This window comes from Pseudomonas sp. CBZ-4, from assembly GCF_000346755.1.
Taxonomy (GTDB): domain Bacteria; phylum Pseudomonadota; class Gammaproteobacteria; order Pseudomonadales; family Pseudomonadaceae; genus Aquipseudomonas.
Map to the genome: position 1 here is coordinate 1 of NZ_ANNV01000014.1, position 17700 is coordinate 17700.

13 protein-coding genes are annotated in these 17700 nt (G+C 64.2%); 10 read left to right on the forward strand and 3 right to left on the reverse strand.

The window, feature by feature from the left end:
- Positions 1-144 precede the first annotated feature (144 nt).
- Positions 145-6414 (reverse strand): non-ribosomal peptide synthetase, encoded by a 6270-nt coding sequence (locus B348_RS0102180; protein WP_017734524.1) that lies wholly within the window; start codon positions 6412-6414, stop codon positions 145-147.
- Positions 6415-6858: 444 nt separating this feature from the next.
- Between B348_RS0102180 and B348_RS0102185 the strand changes: the two genes are divergently transcribed.
- The gene (locus tag B348_RS0102185; RefSeq protein WP_017734525.1) at positions 6859-7635 is read left to right on the forward strand and encodes a helix-turn-helix transcriptional regulator; all 777 of its coding nucleotides are present in this window, start codon (positions 6859-6861) and stop codon (positions 7633-7635) included.
- Positions 7635-9077, forward strand: coding sequence for an efflux transporter outer membrane subunit (locus tag B348_RS0102190; protein WP_157356463.1), 1443 nt, complete (start codon positions 7635-7637; stop codon positions 9075-9077). Before B348_RS0102185 ends, B348_RS0102190 begins: the two co-directional genes overlap by 1 nt.
- Here the strand turns inward: B348_RS0102190 and hpaA are convergent.
- Positions 9004-9864, reverse strand: a complete 861-nt coding sequence (hpaA, locus tag B348_RS0102195) for a 4-hydroxyphenylacetate catabolism regulatory protein HpaA (protein WP_017734527.1) — start codon at positions 9862-9864, stop codon at positions 9004-9006. The two genes, B348_RS0102190 and hpaA, sit on opposite strands and share 74 nt — an antisense overlap.
- A 128-nt stretch (positions 9865-9992) precedes the next feature.
- Between hpaA and B348_RS0102200 the strand changes: the two genes are divergently transcribed.
- The 8 genes from B348_RS0102200 to hpaI are packed head-to-tail and all read left to right on the forward strand — an operon-like array spanning position 9993 to position 17213.
- Positions 9993-10658 (forward strand): fumarylacetoacetate hydrolase family protein, encoded by a 666-nt coding sequence (locus B348_RS0102200; protein WP_017734528.1) that lies wholly within the window; start codon positions 9993-9995, stop codon positions 10656-10658.
- Positions 10655-11425 carry a fumarylacetoacetate hydrolase family protein gene (locus B348_RS0102205; protein ID WP_017734529.1) on the forward strand — a complete coding sequence of 257 codons (771 nt, stop codon included), beginning with the start codon at positions 10655-10657 and terminating at the stop codon, positions 11423-11425. Before B348_RS0102200 ends, B348_RS0102205 begins: the two co-directional genes overlap by 4 nt.
- A gap of 5 nt (positions 11426-11430) precedes the next feature.
- On the forward strand, positions 11431-12891 hold the full coding sequence (gene hpaE / locus B348_RS0102210) for a 5-carboxymethyl-2-hydroxymuconate semialdehyde dehydrogenase (protein WP_017734530.1): 1461 nt from the start codon (positions 11431-11433) through the stop codon (positions 12889-12891).
- Positions 12892-12940: 49 nt separating this feature from the next.
- Entirely contained in the window at positions 12941-13798 is an 858-nt protein-coding gene (gene hpaD / locus B348_RS0102215) for a 3,4-dihydroxyphenylacetate 2,3-dioxygenase (protein ID WP_017734531.1), read from the forward strand.
- A 15-nt stretch (positions 13799-13813) separates the two neighbouring features.
- Complete coding sequence (locus B348_RS0102220; RefSeq protein WP_017734532.1) at positions 13814-14206, forward strand: 5-carboxymethyl-2-hydroxymuconate Delta-isomerase; 393 nt, start codon at positions 13814-13816, stop codon at positions 14204-14206.
- A gap of 46 nt (positions 14207-14252) precedes the next feature.
- The gene (locus B348_RS0102225; protein ID WP_017734533.1) at positions 14253-15581 is read left to right on the forward strand and encodes an MFS transporter; all 1329 of its coding nucleotides are present in this window, start codon (positions 14253-14255) and stop codon (positions 15579-15581) included.
- An 11-nt stretch (positions 15582-15592) separates the two neighbouring features.
- Complete coding sequence (hpaH, locus tag B348_RS0102230; protein ID WP_017734534.1) at positions 15593-16396, forward strand: 2-oxo-hept-4-ene-1,7-dioate hydratase; 804 nt, start codon at positions 15593-15595, stop codon at positions 16394-16396.
- A 16-nt stretch (positions 16397-16412) separates the two neighbouring features.
- Entirely contained in the window at positions 16413-17213 is an 801-nt protein-coding gene (gene hpaI / locus B348_RS0102235) for a 4-hydroxy-2-oxoheptanedioate aldolase (RefSeq protein WP_017734535.1), read from the forward strand.
- A gap of 28 nt (positions 17214-17241) precedes the next feature.
- On the opposite strand, the gene hpaR is transcribed toward hpaI, so the two are convergent.
- Positions 17242-17670 (reverse strand): homoprotocatechuate degradation operon regulator HpaR, encoded by a 429-nt coding sequence (gene hpaR / locus B348_RS0102240; RefSeq protein WP_017734536.1) that lies wholly within the window; start codon positions 17668-17670, stop codon positions 17242-17244.
- Positions 17671-17700: the final 30 nt, after the last annotated feature.

Genomic DNA, 17700 nt, shown 5'->3' on the forward strand with positions numbered 1-17700 from the left:
TGCGCTCTTCAAAAGTGAGCCGCCGTAAGGGCGGAACCATAAGCAGCCGTAACCCAAATAATGGATATGTACACAGAAAGACCGCTATCGCAGGCAAGCCAGCTCCCACACAAGCCAGCGTCTACATTCAATCAATGTCAGGTTTCAAATCCGACGACGGCGATTGAGCGCAGGGATAGCGGTTTCAGCAACAGCCACTTGCTCAACCTGCGCCACCGTACACACCGCCAACTGCGCCAACGTCGGCTGACTGAACAACGTCCGCGCATCCACCTCCAGCCCCGCCTTGCGCATCCGCGCCACCACATTCACCGCCAGCAACGAATGCCCACCCAGTTCGAAAAAGTGATCGTGGCGCCCCACCCTTTCCAACTTCAACACCTCGGCCCAGATCCCAGCCATCACCGTTTCAACCTCCCCCACCGGCGCCACATACGCGCGACTGAGCACCGACGCCAAACCAGGCTCCGGCAGCGCCTTGCGATCGAGCTTACCGGCCGGGTTCAGCGGCAACGCGTCAAGCTGCACAAACGCCGCCGGCACCATGTACTCCGGCAGTTGCTCCAGCACATGGGCACGCAACACCTCCGGGCTCGGCGCCTCGGCGCGCGGGGTGAAATACGCCACCAAACGCTCGTCACGAATCAGCACCGCCACTTCACGCAACGCCGGATGCGCCGCCAGGCACGCTTCGATTTCCCCCAGCTCCAGGCGCACGCCACGCAGCTTGACCTGGAAGTCGTTGCGCCCAAGAAATTGCAGGTCACCATCCGGCAAATACCGCACCAGGTCGCCGGTGCGGTACAGGCGATCACCGGCCACAAACGGGCTGTCGATAAAACGCTCGGCGGTCAGCTGCGCCAGCCCCAGGTAACCGCGTGCCACGCCGACCCCGCCAATATGCAAGTGGCCGCTGACGCCCATCGGCACCGGCGCATCGTGTTCGTCGAGCACGTACAGGCGGGTATTGCTGATCGGCCGACCAATCGGCAATTGCAGCGCAGGCACGCGGGCGCCCGGTGCCAGGGTCCAGGCGCTGCTATCCACCGTGGCTTCCGTGGGGCCATAGACGTTGTGCAAACGCACCTGCGGCAGACGCGCCTGCACGCCACGGGCCAGGGCCTCGGTGAGTTCGCCGCCGCCACACAGCACATCGGTCAGGCTGCTGCACAACGCCGACTCGTCCAGTTCGAGGAACTGCTGCAACATCGCCGGCACGAACTTGATCACAGTGATTTTTTCATCACGGATCACCTGCGCCAGGTACGCCGGTTCGCGATGCCCATCGGGCCGCGCCAGCACCAGGCGCATGCCATTGGCCAGCGGCCAGAACAGCTCCCACACCGAGCCGTCGAAGCTGAACGGCGCACGTTGCAACAGCGCGCCGCCTTCGGCGTTCGGGCACAGCTGCGAGCCCCAGTGCAGCAGGTTGGTCAGGCCGCGGTGCTCGATCATCACGCCCTTGGGCGTGCCGGTGGAGCCCGAGGTGTACATCACGTAAGCCAGGTTGGTGGGGGTCAGCCCCGGCACCCGTGGGTTGCCGGCAGGCGCCTGCTGCCAGGTGCAGCGGTCGAAGTCGAACACCGGGATCGCCACGTCACCGGGCAAGTCGCGGGTGGCGTCCTGCACCAGCAACGCCACCGGCTGGCTGTCGTGGAGCATGTAGGCCAGGCGTTCGCGGGGATAGCTCGGGTCCAGCGGCACATAGGCGCCGCCCGCCTTGAGAATGGCCAGCAGCCCCACCACCAGGTCGAGCCCGCGCTCGACGCACAGCGCCACCCGCGAATCCGGCTGCACCCCGCGTTCACGCAGGCCATACGCGAGCTGGTTGGCGCGCTCGTTGAGTTCACGATAGGTCAGTTGCAACGTGCCGGCCTGCACCGCCACGGCATGGGGGATATGCCGCGCGTGGGCCTCGAACAGCGCTTGCACGGTCTGGGTTTCGTCGTGGTCGATGGCGGTCGCATTGAGGTCCACCAACAGCCTGTGCAATTCGCTGGCGGGCAGCACCGGCACGTCGCGCAATGGGCTTTGCGGGGCATGCTCAAGTGCGTCCGCCAGGCCGTTGAGCGCCGTGTCGAGGTAGCCCAGCAAACGCGCGGCACCGACCTGGCGCGGCGCCTTGGCCTTGAGGCGAAAGCCGCTGGCAACATCGTCCACGGTGAGCATCAGCGGATAACTGAGGATGTCTTCGCTGCTGAGCAAGGCGATGCCCGGCCCCAGGTCCGGCACGGCGTCTGCGGCGGTATGCCGAAAATTGAGCAGGCTGTTGAACAGCGGCGCCACCTGGCTGCAACGTTGAGCCAGGGCGAGGGAGGCTTGCTCATGGACCAGCAGCGCGCTCAATTGGCGATGGGTGTCGCGCACCGCTTCGACCACATTCTGCCCGGCCAAACACAAGCGCAGCGGCAAGGTGTTGATGAACATGCCAAGGGCCCGGTCGGCGCCCTCGCCCGCTTGCAAGCGACCGAGCAGTACGCTGCCGAACACCACATCCTCACGGCCGGCCACGCGGCTGAGAACCTGGGCCCAGGCCAGGTGGAACAGGCTTGCGGCGCTCACGCCCAGGCCCCTTGCCTGCGCGCGCAAGCGCTGGTTGAGGGGGTCGCCCAACGCCTGTTCGGCGGCTTCGGTGTCGGCAGGCTGCGCCCGATATTCCTGAAGACCGAAGGCCAGGGTCGGCTCATCGACATCACCCAGACGCTCACGAAAGAACGCTTCGCGCACCGCCTGATGCTCGGGCAGACGCGCCTGTGCGACCACATTGCGATACGGCACTGGCGCGGGCAAGCGCGCCTGCTCACCAAGCAGATGAGCACGTATTTCATCCAGCAGAATCGTGGTGGACGTCGCGTCGTTCACCAAGTGATGAAAGCGCAGCCGCGCGACCCAGCGCTGCTGCTCCGGCTCCTCGCGATAGTCCAGGGCCATTAGCGGCGCCTGGCGCAAATCCAGCGGCGCACAGGCTTCGTGCAGCGGCTCGACCCGCAGCGTCGCCGCGCGCCACACCACTTGCATCGGCTGCTCAAGGGCGTCCCACACCAGGCTGGTACGCAGGATATCGTGGCGGTCGATCACCTGTTGCAGCGCCTGGGCAAATCCATCCAACTGCGCACGGCCGGCAAAGCTGAACAGCGCCTGTTGCTGATACGGATCGTGCTCATCGGTGAGGTGGTGGTAGAGCAACCCTTCCTGCAACGGCGCCAGCGGGTAGATCTCCTGCACATTCGCCGCACCACCGGGGATGCCGGCGACGATGCGATCCAGGCTGGCCTGATCCAGCGTGGCCAGGGCCAGCAGATCTGGCGTAAGGGCGACGCAATCAGCCGGCACGCGGTTGGCCGGCACGTCGCTGTCGCGGCCCTCGCTCACCGCCGCCAGGGCCGCCAGCGTCGGCTGGCCGAACAACACCTGCACATCGGCACGCAGGCCGGCCTGACGCATGCGCTGCACCAATTGCACCGCCAACAGCGAGTGGCCGCCCAGCTCGAAAAAGTGATCGTGCCGCCCCACTTGCGCGACCTGCAACAGCTCGGCCCACAGCAGGGCCAGGGTGGTTTCCACGCCCTCGTGCGGGGCCTCGAACACACGCGTCACGAATGCGTCCTGAGTCGGTGCTGGCAATGCTTTGCGGTCGAGTTTGCCGTTGGCGGTCAGCGGCAACGCCGCCAGCCGGGTGTAGGCCACGGGCAGCATATAGTCGGGCAACGAGGCTTGCAGATGGCTGCGCAATGCTTCGATTGCCACCGGCTCACGCTCGATAAACCATGCCAGCAGTTGCCCTTCGCGACACAGCACCACCGCGTCGGCAACCTGCGGGTGCGCGGCCAGCGCCGCTTCGATCTCGCCCAGTTCGATACGCACGCCGCGGATTTTCACCTGGTCATCGTTGCGGCCGAGGTATTCCAGGTTGCCGTCGGGCAGCCAGCGCGCCAGGTCGCCGGTGCGGTACATCCGTCCGCCCGTGTCGGGGTCATCGACGAAGCGCTGCGCCGTCAGTTCCGGCCGGTTGAAGTAACCCCGGGCCACGCCGTTGCCGCCGACATACAACTCCCCCGTGACGCCAATGGGCACCGGGCGCTGCTGCGCATCCAGCAGGTAAATGCAGGCATTCGCCACCGGCGCGCCGATATGCAACGGCTGCCCCACCTCGACGCGGCCGGAGGTGGCGACCACCGTGGCTTCGGTCGGCCCGTAGTTGTTGATCACGGCAAAGGTCTGCGCCTGGGGGAACGCGCGCAGGCGGTCGCCGCCAATCAGCAAGGTGCGCAAGGTCGGGTGGCCCAGGCCCTGGCTGAAAGCGTATTCGGCCACCGGCGTTGGCAAGAAACACACGTCCAGCGGTTGCGCCTGCCACCAGTGCAACAGCGCGTCGATGTCCTCGGCGTCGTCATGGGCCGGTGGCAGGTGCAAGGTGGCGCCCACGCACAACGCCGGCCAGACTTCCCAGGCCATCGCATCAAAGCCAAAGCCGGCGACACTCGCGGTATGGCTGCCGGCGTGCAGGTCGAACGCCTGGCAGTGCCAGTCCACGAGGTTGCAGACGCTGTGGTGCTCGACCATCACGCCCTTGGGCAAACCAGTGGAACCGGAGGTGTAAATCACATAGGCCAGGTGCGTCGGGCTGACCGCAACACGCGGCGGCTGGGTTGCCGGCTCTGCTGCGTGGCCCAGCACGATCACGGGCACCGCCAGCGGGGGCAGGCGGTGCAACAGCTCGGGTTGGACCAGTACCAGCACCGGCGCGCTGTCGTGCAGCAAGTAATGCAGGCGCTCGGCGGGATGGGCCGGGTCGACCGGCACGTAGCAGGCGCCGGCCTTGAGAATCGCCAACAACCCCACCAGCGTGTCGAGGCCGCGCCGGGCGAGGATTACCACCCGATCATCCGGCTGCACGCCGTGGGCCAGCAGTTGATGGGCCAAGCCATTGGCCTGCTGGTCGAGTTCGGCGTAGGTCAGCGACTGCCCCTGATACTTCGCCGCAATGGCCTGCGGCGTGCGCGCGACCTGCGCCGCGATGCGCTCGTGCACGGTGTGCGGTTCAACCAGCGGCCGCACCGTGGCATTCCACTGCTGCAACCGGGCCTGCTCGGCCGGCGTCACCAACGCCAGTTCACCGACCGGCACCGCACTGTCGTCCAGCCCCTGCTCCAGCAGCCAGATCAAACGCTGCGCCAGCGCCTGCACCTCGGCGTGCTGGAAATACCCCTCGTTGTACACACAATGCAGGCACGCACTGCCCTGCTGGCGGTTGCTGCGCAGGTGGATGGCCAACGGCAGCGGTTCATGCTGATTGGATACCTTGACCGCCCGCGCCCGGACGTCGCCGTAACGCAGGTCATGGTCGTCCTGCTCGAACGACAGCGACACCTCGAACAACTGCTCGCGCCCGCTGCGGCGCAGGCCCAGCTCGCGGTTCATCTCACTCAGGGGAAAGCGCTGGTGGCGAAAATCCTGCTGCAGTTGGTCGCGCACGCCACGTACCAATTCACCAAAAGGCAGTTGCGCATCGAACTGCAACCGCACCGCACTGACCTGGGCAAACATCCCGACCGTGGCGCGAAAACGGGCGTTGGCGCGGTTGAGAATCGGCACCCCCACCACCCATTCCTCACGCTGGCCGGTGCGGGTGAAATACACGTGAAGCGCCGCCAGCAGCACATGAAACGCTGACGCCTGGTAACCCGTGGCAACCTGCTCCATGCGTTCGAGCAAGGCCAGCGGAAAGTCCTGCACCCAGGTATTGCTCGGCGCCTTGGCGGTGTGGCGCGGTGTCAGCAGCGGTTCCGGCAAGGTCTGGTACTTGTCCAGCCAATAGGCACGGTCACGGGCATAACGCGGCGACTGCCGATAGCTCAGGTCGGCGTCGATAAAGTCGCGATAGGACGGCGCCTGCTGCACCAGCGCCCGCCCCTGCTCCAGGGCGCTGTACAGCCCGGCAAGGGATTGCAGCATCTGGCCAAAGCCCCAGCCATCGAGGATCAAGTGATGGGCCTGGGTGCCGAGGCGGTAGTGCTGGCTGCCAAGCTTGACCAGGAAGAAGCGGAACAGCGGCTCGCCTGCCAGGGCATAGGGCCGGGCCATCTGCGCCTGCATCAGGGCCTGGAACGCCGCGAGGGGATCGGGCTGCGCCGACACGTCATGCAGAACCACCTCGGCCGCCATCTCGGCCACAAAGGTTTGCTGCGGCAGGCCATCCGCGCCGCCATGCAGTTGGCTGCGCAGCGCATCGTGGGTGGCCACCAGTTGCACGACGGCGCGCTCGATCAGCGCCGGCACCACGGCACCGGCAAAGTCCACGTAGCCACCGATGTTGTACAGCGGCGAGTCGCCCTGGCGCAGTTGGTCGAGCCAGATGTCCTGTTGGGCGGCGGTGAGGGGCAAGCGGGTCGGCAGGCAGGGTAAGGGCTGCATAAGATCCTTCTCATGGGTATCAGGCACTGGCCGCGCAGGAGGGCCCACTACGGCGAAATTGCCGGATTTGAGCATGGGGTCCGGGGCCTGTCTGTCACCCTAAACCCGGACATCCAAATGGATGGAATTGGGTTTGGCGGAAGGCCCACCGCTGAAACGATTAAATGGATGTAGGACATTCGCTATGACTGGCCGATGCCGCTTGGTTGCAAGCCGCCAAAATGAAAATAATTTATTTTCAATTTCAACAACTTAACTAACATTTCAGATTATTTTCCAGTTTTCTCAGGCGGAAAACACTGTCAGAAACGTCGAATTAATGACGTTGTTTTTATGGCAGCTTGTGTCACGCATTTCTGCTACATACGTAGGACAAATCACCTGGCTGAATAGGATTTCACGGGCTGATTGCTGACGATTTTGGACATCAAGGATGAGATGGCTATGAGCTTGACGCAGAGTATTGGCACCACGGACAACCCGCATTTCTACGCCGAGATGGGTGAGTTGATTGCAAACAGTGGCCATGAGGCTTTCGCCGCCAACCTGTTGCAGCTGGTAGACAAATGGGTACCGATCCACTTGGTGGACCTCAGTGAATGGACCCTCGATGAAACCCGCGACAGCGTGCTCGACATCACCTTGCTCGGCAGCGCGGGGCTCAAGCAGGCGTGGTCGGCGCCCCAGACCCTGCACCCGCTCGACACCCATCCGCTGCTGCGGGACATGTTGCGCATGCAGGCCCCGCTGCTGATCCAGATGAAAGCCAAGGGCGGCAGTTCACACCAGTGCAACCTGGTGTCGCGCCAGGCCAGCCGGCGCTGTGTGATTTCCTTGTACCGCCCGCCTACCCAGCGCGGTTTTTCCCTCGCCGAGTTGTCGTTTCTCAAGTGCCTTTCGGAGACCCTGTTGCCCCTGATGGAGCGGCATGCACACAGCCTGCGCCAAGCGCCACACAGCGAGGTCGAAGCGCCACATAGCGTGCAGGAACAGTCGCAATTGCAGCGTGAGTTCTACAAGCGCCTGGCGCTCAGCGATATCACCTTGTCGGCGCGGGAGCAGGAAGTCTGCCTGGGCCTGTTGACCGGTGGCACCGTGCCGCAGATGGCGCAAAAGCTCAGCGTGAAAAACAGCTCGGTGGAGACCTACCTCAAGCGTGCCGCCGCCAAGCTGGGCGTGAGCGGCCGACATGGGCTGGCGAAATGGATGGTGGGCGCCTGATGCGCACTCTGACGCTCACCCTCGCCTGCCTGCTCGGCGGTTGCTCGCTGATCCCGCACTACCAGCGGCCCGCCGCGCCAATCCCGGCGCAGTATCCCCAGGGCGGGGTGTACACCTCGGCGGTCACCACGGACTGGCAGCCGGTGTTCCAGGACCCGGCGCTGCAACAACTGATTGCCGACGCGCTGCGCAACAACCGTGACCTGCGGGTGGCGGCGTTGAATGTCGAAGCCTTCCAGGCGCAGTACCGCATCCAGCGCGCGGACCTGTTCGCGGCAGTGTCCGCCAGCGCCGTGGGCAAGCGGCAAAAGCTGCCCGCGGACGTGACCGGCACCGGCCAGTCCGCAATCACCTCAAGCTATTCCGCCACCTTGGGCCTCAGCGCCTACGAGCTGGATTTATTCGGCCGCGTACGCAGCCTCAGCGAACAGGCGATGCTGACCTATCTGGGCACCGAACAGGCGCGGCGCAGCGCGCAATTGAGCCTGGTGGCCAACGTCGCCAACGCCTACCTGACCTGGCGGGCCGATCAGGAACTGCTGGCATTGGCCCAGCAAACCCTGGCCGCCGACGACCACAGCCTGCACCTGACCCAGCGCAGCAAAAACGCGGGCAAGGCTTCGGCGCTGGAGGTGGTGCAGGCCCGCACCAGCGTCGAAAGCACCCGTGCCAGCGTGGCCCGCTACCAACGCCAGGTGGCCCAGGACCTCAACAGCCTGGTCTTGCTGGTGGGCGCGCCGGTGGATGCCACCCTGCCCGCCCGCCCGCTGACCACCGAACTGGTGGCGCAGGTGCCGGCCGGGCTGCCCTCGGACCTGCTGCAACGGCGCCCCGACATCCTCCAGGCCGAATACCAACTGCAAGCTGCCAATGCAAATATCGGCGCCGCCCGTGCCGCGTTTTTCCCGTCGGTGAGCCTCACCGCCAACACTGGCAGCGCCAGCACCGAACTGTCCGGGCTGTTCAAGGGCGGCTCTGGCACCTGGACCTTCCAGCCGCAGATCAACCTGCCGATCTTCAACGCCGGCAGCCTGCGCGCCAGCCTCGACTACGCCAAGCTGCAAAAAGACATCAGCGTGGCCCAGTACGAAAAAGCCATCCAGGCCGCCTTCCAGGAAGTCGCCGACGGCCTCGCTGCACGCCAGACCTATACCGACCAACTCGCCGCACAACGGGATTTTGTCGCGGCCAACCAGACGTATTACAACTTGGCCCAGCATCGTTACCGCAGCGGGGTGGACAGCAACCTCACCTTTCTCGATGCACAGCGGGCGCTGTTCAGTTCGCAGCAGGCGTTGATTGTCGACCAGCTTGCGCAACTGGTGGCGCACGTGCGCTTGTATACAGCGCTGGGCGGCGCGTGGGGGGTCAGCGCAGCCCCGACTGCCGCAGCCGGTATTCCCCCGGCGTCACCTGGGCATAGCGCAGGAAAAACCGGCTGAAATACGCCGGGTCCTTGAAGCCCAGCTGGTAGCAGATTTCATTTGCCGAGCTACCGGTAAACAACAGCAGACGCTTGGCCTCCTGCATCACACGTTCAAGGATCAGGCGCTTGGACGGCAGGTCGGCCAGGCGCCGGCAGACTTCATTGAGCCGCGCTTCGGTCACGCCGATGCCGGCGGCATAACGCGCCAGCGGCCAGTGCTCGAGGTAATGGGCTTCGATCAGTTCGTTGAAGCGATGGAAGATGCGCAGGTCTTCATGGCGTGTAGGCCGCGCGGGCAACGAGTGGGCGCACAGGCGCAACAGGCGAATCATGATCAGCCGTGTAAGGCTGTCCAGGGCGGCGGCGCGCCCTGCGCGCTCGGCGTTGATTTCACTGCACAGTTCTTCGAACAGCTGATCCAGCCCCTGGCTTTGCGCCGTCAGCGCCACACACGCGGCGCCTGAGGCGAGGCTGGGGTCGGCTTCGATCAAGGCCCACACCAGTTGCTGGCGCACCGTCAGCACATGCCCATCGGCGTCCGCCTCGGTCACAAAGGCGTGAGGCACCGTGGGCGGCGTGAGAAAAAACATCGGGCCCGATTCCACATACTGGCGGTCATCCAGATATACCCGCACCGCGCCGCTTTTCACGTAATGCACCTGGAAAAACCGGTCATGCCGATGCACGGGCATATTGCGCCCGAAAAAACCCGCCAGGTTGCCGAGCTTGTCGTAATGCACCTCGGCGTCGCTGTAACGCTGGTCGTAGACCTGCCCGATGTTGATATTGGGGATCGGCTGCACAGTGCCCTCTTCTTGTTGTTTTGATGCCGGTGGATTTTGCCATGCTTGACGGTAGTTAACATATTAATTATAACGTTAACAACTTAACGAACTGCCTATGCAGCAGTCGCCACCGCCAGGAGAAACGCATGAGCCGTACCCTGCATGATGTTGCCAGCGGCACCTTGTTCGGCGTCGCGCTGAACTATCAGGGCCTGCTGGACCAGCATCTCGCCGCCTTCCAGCAGGCGCCCTACCAGAAACCGCCAGGCAAGCCGGTGTTGTTTATCAAGACCCCGAACACCCGCAACGAACATGGCGCAGCGGTACTGCACCCGCAGGGTGAACGCCTGCAACCGGGGCCGGCATTGGGCGTGGTGATCGGCGAGCGCGCGAGCCGTGTGCGCGTGGAAAATGCCATGACCCATGTGGCGGGTTACGTCGTGGTCAACGAGTTCAGCCTGCCGGAAGACAGCTACTACCGCCCGGCCGTCAAAGCCAAATGCCGCGACGGTTTTTGCGTGCTCGGGCCGCACTTGATCCCGCGTGACCAGGTGCCCAACCCCCAGCAACTGAGCCTCAAGCTGTGGGTCAACGGCCAGCTGCGCCAAGAGAATTCCACCGCCAATTGGGTCCGCGACATCCCCCAACTGATCGCCGAGATCAGCGAGTTCATGACCCTGCACCCCGGCGACGTACTGATCACCGGCACCCCCGAAGGCCGTGTCGATGTGCAACCTGGCGACACGGTTGAAGTCGAGATCAGCGGCGTCGGCCGCCTGGTCAACCCCATTCAAGCGGAGATCGCCCCATGAAACACGCCCGTATCCGTTTTGAAGGTGAAACCCACGCTGTGCAGGTCGAGGCCGATAATGGCGTGCGCCTGGGCGATGGCCGGCGGCTCGCTGAACATCAGGTGGAGTGGCTGCCACCGGCCACCGGCACAATGTTCGCCCTCGGCCTGAACTACGCGGACCACGCCGCCGAACTGGCCTTCGCGCCACCCACCGAGCCCCTGGTTTTTATCAAGTCCGTCGGCACCTATACCGGCCACCGCCAGGTCACCTGGCGCCCGGACAACGTCGCGTACATGCACTACGAGTGCGAGCTGGTGGCCGTGATCGGCAAGACCGCGCGCAACGTCAAGCGCGCCGACGCCCTCGACTACGTGGCCGGCTACACGCTGTGCAACGACTACGCGATCCGTGACTACCTGGAAAACTACTACCGCCCCAACCTGCGCGTTAAAAACCGCGATGCCACCACCCCGGTCGGCCCGTGGATCGTCGATGTGGCCGATGTGCCCGACCCCGCCAACCTGACGCTGCGCACCTGGGTCAATGGTGAGCTGCGCCAGGAAGGCAGCACCCGCGACATGATCTTCGATATCCCCTACCTCATCGAATACCTGTCCGGTTTCATGACCCTGCAACCCGGCGACATGATCGCCACCGGCACGCCCGAAGGCCTGGCCGATGTGGTACCGGGCGATGACGTGGTGGTGGAAGTCGAAGGTGTGGGCCGTCTGGTCAACCGAATTGTCAGCGAGACCGAATTCTTCTGCGTGCGTAACGAGGCGTGAGCGACATGATCAAACACTGGATCAACGGCCGCGAGGTCGAAAGCAAAGACACCTTCACCAACTACAACCCGGCCACCGGCGAAGCCATCGGTGAAGTCGCCAGCGGCGGCGCAGCGGAAGTGGCGCAAGCCGTCGCAGCGGCCAAGGAAGCCTTCCCCAAGTGGGCCAGCACCCCGGCCAAGGAGCGCGCGCGCCTGATGCGCAAGCTCGGTGAGCTGATCGAACAGAACGTGCCCCACCTGGCCGAGCTGGAAACCCTCGACACCGGCCTGCCGATCCACCAGACCAGAAACGTACTGATCCCCCGCGCCTCGCACAACTTCGATTTCTTCGCCGAAGTCTGCACGCGCATGGACGGCCACACCTACCCGGTGGACGACCAGATGCTCAACTACACCCTCTACCAGCCGGTGGGCGTGTGCGCGCTGGTGTCGCCGTGGAACGTACCGTTCATGACCGCCACCTGGAAGACCGCGCCGTGCCTGGCACTGGGCAATACGGCGGTGCTGAAGATGTCGGAACTGTCGCCGCTGACCGCCAATGAATTGGGGCGTCTGGCGGTGGAAGCGGGGATTCCCGACGGTGTGCTCAATGTGATCCAGGGCTACGGCGCCACCGCCGGCGATGCGCTGGTACGCCACCCTGACGTGCGTGCGATTTCCTTCACCGGCGGCACCGCCACCGGCAAGAAAATCATGCAGACCGCCGGCCTGAAAAAGTACTCGATGGAACTGGGCGGCAAGTCGCCGGTGCTGATTTTCGAAGATGCCGATCTGCAGCGCGCCCTCGACGCCGCCCTGTTCACCATTTTCTCCCTGAATGGCGAACGCTGCACCGCCGGCAGCCGGATCTTCATCCAGGAAAGCATCTACCCGCAGTTTGTCGCCGAGTTCGCCGCCCGCGCCAAGCGCTTGATCGTGGGCGACCCGCAGGACCCGAACACCCAGGTCGGCTCGATGATCACCCAGGCGCACTATGACAAGGTCACCGGCTACATCAAGATCGGCCTCGAAGAAGGCGCCACCCTGCTCGCCGGCGGCCTGGAGCGCCCAGCCAACCTGCCGGCGCATTTGAGCCGCGGCCAGTTCATCCAGCCAACGGTGTTTGCCGATGTAAACAACACGATGCGCATCGCCCAGGAAGAAATCTTCGGCCCGGTGGTGTGCCTGATCCCGTTCAAGGATGAAGCCGAGGCCTTGCAGTTGGCCAACGACACCGAGTACGGCCTGGCGTCCTATATCTGGACCCAGGACATTGGCAAGGCCCACCGCCTGGCGTACGGGATTGAAGCTGGCATGGTATTTATCAACAGCCAGAACGTGCGTGACCTGCGCCAGCCATTCGGCGGCGTGAAAGGCTCCGGCACCGGGCGTGAAGGCGGCCAGTACAGCTTTGAAGTGTTTGCCGAGATCAAGAACGTGTGCATTTCCATGGGCAGCCATCACATTCCGCGCTGGGGTGTGTAGCACCCAATACGGCACGCTCCAACAAGAATAAATACTCAGGAGAATCATCATGGGCGAAGTGGTCCTGGCAGCGAAGATCTGCCACGTACCGTCGATGTACTTGTCGGAACTGCCCGGCAAGCATCATGGCTGTCGCGAAGCGGCGATTGCCGGCCACAAGGAGATCGGCCGGCGCGCGCGGGCGTTGGGGGCCGATACGGCCGTGGTGTTCGACGTGCACTGGCTGGTCAACAGCGGCTATCACATCAACTGCGGCGAACAATTCCAGGGCACCTACACCAGCAATGAGCTGCCGCACTTCATCAAGAACATGGACTACGCCTACCCCGGCTGCCCCGAACTGGGCCAATTGATCGCCGCCGAGGCCAACCTGGCGGGCGTGCGCAGCATGGCCCACGACATCCCGAGCCTGGAGCTTGAATACGGCACGCTGGTGCCCATGCGCTACATGCACATGGACGTGCCGGAAGAACAGAAATTCAAGGTCATTTCCATCGCCGCGTGGTGCGCCTGGCATCGCCTGGAGGACAGCTTCGCATTCGGCGCCGCCGTGCGCCGCGCCATCGAAAAGAGCGAGCGCAAGGTGCTGGTGCTGGCGTCCGGGTCGCTGTCCCATCGTTTCTCGGACGACCGCGAAGCCGAGGCGAATATTCACCACTGGACACGCGAGTTCGACAAGCAGATGGACCTGCACGTGGTGGACATGTGGCAGCAAGGCCGCTTCAAGGAGTTCTGCGCAATGCTGCCGGATTACGCCGAACACTGCTTCGGCGAAGGCAAGATGCACGACACCGCGATGCTCCTCGGGCTGTTGGGCGGACCGGACTATGCCCAGCCGGCCGAGATCATCACGCCGCCCTTGGGCAGCTCGGGCACCGGCCAGATCAACGCGATTTTCCCGCTGTAGAACTGGGAGAAACCCATGCCGCACTTTATCGCCGAGTACACCGACAACATCGAACAACAGGCCGACCTGCCAGGCCTGTTTGAACAGGTCCACCGCGTGCTGGGGGACAGTGGCGTGTTCCCCCTCGGCGGCATCCGCAGCCGGGGCGTGCGCCTGGACACCTGGCGCATGGCCGACGGCAAGCACGACTATGCCTTTGTGCACATGACCCTCAAGGTCGGCCATGGCCGCGACCTGGCTACGCGCCAGGCAGTGGCCGAGACCGTGTTCGCGCTGATCACTGCGCACTTCGCCGAGCTGCAAGCACAGCGCTTGCTCGCGCTGTCATTCGAAATGATCGAGTTGCACCCGCAGCTCAACTTCAAGCAGAACAACGTGCATGCATTCCTGAACAACCCGGCGGGCTGAACCCTGCCGACTCCCTCACGGCCACTCAGACAAAAAGTACAACATCATGAGCACAGCCCACTCCACTGCCAGCCTCGCGCTGGCTGAGCACGACCGCACCCATCGTTTAGTGACGTGGCGCCTGATGCCGCTGTTGCTGGTGTGTTACTTGTTCGCCCACCTGGACCGTATCAACATCGGCTTCGCGAAGATGCAGATGAGCAGCGACCTGCACTTCAGTGACACGGTCTACGGTTTCGGCGCCGGGTTGTTTTTCATCGCCTACGCGCTGTTCGGCGTGCCCAGCAACATGGCGCTGGATCGCGTCGGGCCGAGGCGCTGGATCGCCAGCCTGATGGTGGTGTGGGGCCTGTTGTCCACCGCCATGCTCTGGGTGGAAAGCGCCCGTGGCTTCTATGTGCTGCGCTTTTTGCTGGGGGTGGCCGAGGCGGGGTTTTTCCCCGGAATCCTGGTCTATCTCAACCGCTGGTACCCGGCGCGCCGGCGGGCCCAGGTCACCGCGCTGTTCGCCATCGCCGTGCCCATGGCCGGCGTGCTCGGCGGGCCGTTGTCCGGCGTGCTCGGCGGGCCGTTGTCCGGGGCGATCCTGGAGCACTTCCAGGCCGTAGGCGGGATGCGCGGCTGGCAATGGATGTTTCTGATCGAAGGCGCGCCCGTGGTGCTGCTTGGGCTGGTGGTGCTCAAGTGGCTGCCGGACGGTTTCGACAGCGTGCACTGGCTCAGCGCCGAACAGAAACAGCAGCTGCACGCACAACTGCGCAGCGAAGAACAACGCAAGACCATCACCTCGTTCGGCGGCATCCTGCGCGACCCCCAGGTGTGGTTGCTGGTGGCGGTGTATTTTGCGGTGATGCTGGCGGTGAACACCCTGGCGTTCTGGATGCCCACCCTGATCCACGGCGCCGGCATCGGCCGCGACAGTCAGGTCGGCCTGCTCAGTGCCTTGCCGTACCTGGCCGGCTGCTTCTTTATGATCGCCTGCGGGCGTTCGTCCGACCGCCATCGCGAACGCCGCTGGCACCTGTGCGTGCCACTGCTGATGGCCGCCGTCGGCATCGCCGTGGCGGGCCTGGCACCGGGCAATGCGCTGCTGGTGATGAGCGGGCTGGTCGTCGCCGGCATGGGCGCCAGCGCCGCCCTGCCGATGTTCTGGCAACTGCCCCCGGCGTTCCTCTCCAACACCACCCAGGCTGCCGGCATCGCCATGATCAGCTCCTTTGGCAGCATCGCCGCGTTTCTCGCACCGTACCTGATCGGCTGGATGCGTGACGCCACCCAGAGCGCCAGCCTGGCCCTCTACGTACTCGCCTTGTTTATCGCCCTCGGCGGCCTGCTGGTGCTGCGCACCCACGCTGCCATCGTCAACCCACACTAGAGACCGTTGCCATGCTTGACGCCCAGCAAATCCTCGCCGCCGCCGCCCAACTGGACCGCGCCGAACGCAGCCGCGCACAGGTGCGCCAGTTTTCCCTCGACTACCCGGACATGACCGTTGAAGACGCCTACGCCATCCAGCGCGCCTGGGTCGCGCAGAAGATCAAGGACGGACGCACGCTGAAGGGCCACAAGATCGGCCTGACGTCGCGGGCCATGCAGGTCTCGTCGAACATCAGCGAACCCGACTACGGTGCGCTGCTCGATGACATGTTTTTCGACGAGGGCAGCGATATTCCCTTCGCCCGCTTCATCGTGCCACGGGTGGAAGTGGAGCTGGCGTTTGTCCTCGGCAAACCCCTCAAGGGCCCGAACTGCACGGTATTCGATGTACTCGACGCAACCGAATGGGTGATCCCGGCGCTGGAGATCATCGACGCGCGCATCCAGCAGATCGACCCGCAGACCCAGGCCACGCGCAAGGTCTTCGACACTATCTCCGACAACGCCGCCAACGCCGGTGTGGTGCTCGGCGGCCGTGCCGTACGGCCCACCGAGATCGATCTGCGCAAAGTGCCTGCAGTGCTCTACCGCAACGGTGTGATCGAAGAATCCGGAGTGTCCGCCGCCGTGCTCAACCACCCGGCCAAGGGCGTGGCCTGGCTGGCGAACAAACTGGCGCCCTATGACGTGACCTTGCTGGCGGGACAAATCATTCTCGGTGGCTCGTTTACCCGCCCTGTGGCGGCCCATCCCGGTGACACCTTCCATGTCGATTACGACATGCTGGGATCGATTGCCTGCCGCTTCGTCTGAACCCTGGAGGATTGTCATGGACCTGCCCGTCAACCGCTTCAAACAACGCCTGCACCAAGGCGACGTGCAAATCGGCCTGTGGCTCGGCCTCGCCGACGCCTACTGTGCCGAACTGGCCGCCAATGCCGGCTTCGACTGGCTGTTGATCGACGGCGAACACGCCCCCAACCACCTGCACGGCATGCTCGGCCAGTTGCAGGCGGTGGCGCCCTACCCCAGCCAGGCGCTGATTCGCCCGGTGATCGGCGACAGTGCGCGGATCAAGCAACTGCTCGACATCGGCGCCCAGACGCTGCTGGTGCCCATGGTCGAAAGCGCCGCCCAGGCCCGCGAACTGGTGCGCGCCATGCGCTACCCACCCCACGGCATTCGCGGGGTGGGCAGCGCCCTGGCGCGAGCGTCACGCTGGAACAGCATCGCGGGTTATCTCGATCAAGCGGATGAGCAGATGTGCCTGTTGGTGCAGATCGAGAACCTTCCAGGCCTGGCGAACCTGGGTGAGATTGCCGCCGTGGAGGGTGTGGACGGGGTGTTCATTGGGCCCGCAGATCTGAGCGCGTCGATGGGGCACCGGGGTAACCCGGGGCATCCGGATGTGCAGGCGGCGATTGAAGACGCCATCGGGCGCATCGTGCAATCGGGCAAGGCGGCGGGCATTCTCAGTGCGGATGAGCGCCTGGCGCGGCGCTATATCGAATTGGGTGCGACGTTTGTGGCGGTGGGCGTAGACACCACGGTGTTGATGCGCGGGCTGCAGGCACTGGCGGGGACATTCAAAGGCATTCCCACGCCAGTCAATGCCGGCGGCGTCTACTGAGATCCCCTGTGGGGAGTCAGGTGTTGATTCAGCGCTTGAGGTTGATGTTCTTCAAGTCATCCAGCAAGCCCAGCAGGGTCTGCAACTTCTCTTCGCCGAACTGATCCTGCAAACGCTGGTAGTTGGCCTCCATGCAATGGCGCATGGACTCGAAACTCGCCCTGCCCTTGTCGGCCAGCGTCACCAGTACCCGCCGCTGGTCTTGCTCGGCCTTGCGCCGGTGCACCATGCCGGCGCTTTCCATGCGCACCAGCACGCCGGTCATGCTCGGCTTGAGGATGCAGGCCAGTTCCGCCAACTGGTAAATCTCCAGCTCACCGTGCTGTTCAAGGATGCGGATGATCCGCCATTGCTGTTCGGTCAGGCCGTGTTCATTCAAGGACGGGCGAAAGAAACTCATGGCCGCTTCGCGGGCTTGCAACAGGGTCAAGGTCAAGGATTGGCGAGGTTTGAGCATAGGGATCAGGGTCACGGGGGATTTAGTTAA